Annotated in this window: 1 protein-coding gene and 2 pseudogenes; 1 reads left to right on the top strand and 2 read right to left on the bottom strand. The window is 45.7% G+C overall.

Going from position 1 to position 1217, the window contains the following annotated elements; translation table 11 throughout:
* Both recA and pncC read right to left on the bottom strand, forming a co-directional pair.
* Positions 1 to 162: pseudogene (gene recA, locus KIV40_RS30760) on the bottom strand (recombinase RecA); the annotation flags it as partial.
* Between the two features lie 128 nt (positions 163 to 290).
* Entirely contained in the window at positions 291 to 782 is a 492-nt protein-coding gene (gene pncC / locus KIV40_RS30755; RefSeq protein ID WP_285353084.1) for a nicotinamide-nucleotide amidase, read from the bottom strand.
* Between the two features lie 132 nt (positions 783 to 914).
* Between pncC and KIV40_RS30750 the strand changes: the two are divergent.
* Positions 915 to 1217, top strand: a pseudogene (locus KIV40_RS30750) (DNA mismatch repair protein MutS); the annotation flags it as partial.

Raw genomic sequence — 1217 nt, 5'->3', positions numbered from 1 at the left:
TAGTGCGATATCTAGAGATAGCGAGCCAGTAGAAATCGTTTCTACATCCATTGTGCGGTTGTCACCAAGACGCATGATAGAGCCTTTACCAAACTGCTTTTCAATCTGACCAAGGGCTGCGGCTAACGCTTTTTGTTTATTCTCGTCCATTACTATCTCCACATAATCGGTTGTCTATAACAAGCGATTTAGAATCTGTTTCTAACCCACATAGGGGTGACCAATTGGTGTTTATTATACTGTTGATTCATACAGTGTCCATACCTGTATGAAAATTATTTGTACAATTGTTACTTCTCTTCCAACAGGTAATCATAAATAACCTCAAGCGCACAGGCGGTCGCTTGTTGTCGTACTTGTGATCGATCACCCGCAAATACATGCGTTTCTACTTTTTGCCAACCACTGTTTGAAGCCCAAGCAAAACAAACGGTACCGACTGGCTTCTCTTCACTGCCTCCGCCAGGGCCTGCAATACCACTGATCGATTCGGCAATCGTGCCATTAGAGTGCGCCAACGCGCCTTGCGCCATTTCAACCACCACAGCCTCACTGACTGCCCCATGCGCTTCCAGCGTTGCAGCTTGCACGTCAATCATCTCTTGTTTGGCTTCATTACTGTAAGTGATAAAAGCACGGTCAAACCACGCTGAGCTACCGGCTATATCTGTGATTGCACTTGCAACGCCACCACCAGTACACGACTCTGCCGTGACCAAAACGTGCTGATTATTTAATAAAAGCTGGCCGAGTTTTTCGCTGAGTTGTTGAATCGATGACATGGTGACAAACTCCATTGTTTCTGCATGGTTTCTACATGAGTGAATTTGAATCTTTATCGCTTGCGCCGCTTTTCGCAGGTATCGCTTTCACGTATCCTAAGCCGCAATAGAAATAAACGAAAGAAGTTACCAGTGAAAGCCGATCAAAAACATACTCCCATGATGCAGCAGTACCTAAAACTCAAAGCAGAGAATCCAGAGATCCTGCTTTTCTATCGCATGGGAGATTTCTACGAGCTTTTCTATGATGATGCCAAAAGAGCCTCTCAACTCCTTGATATTTCCCTAACCAAACGTGGCTCATCTGCTGGCGAACCTATTCCAATGGCAGGCGTGCCGTTTCATGCAGTAGAAGGCTACCTCGCTAAACTGGTTCAACTCGGTGAATCTGTGGCGATCTGCGAACAAATCGGTAACCCTGCGACATCGAAAGGT

It is taken from the genome of Vibrio sp. D173a (assembly GCF_030248475.1).
Note: the sequence above shows the minus strand (reverse complement) of the source record. Positions and strands in the feature narration are given on the sequence as shown.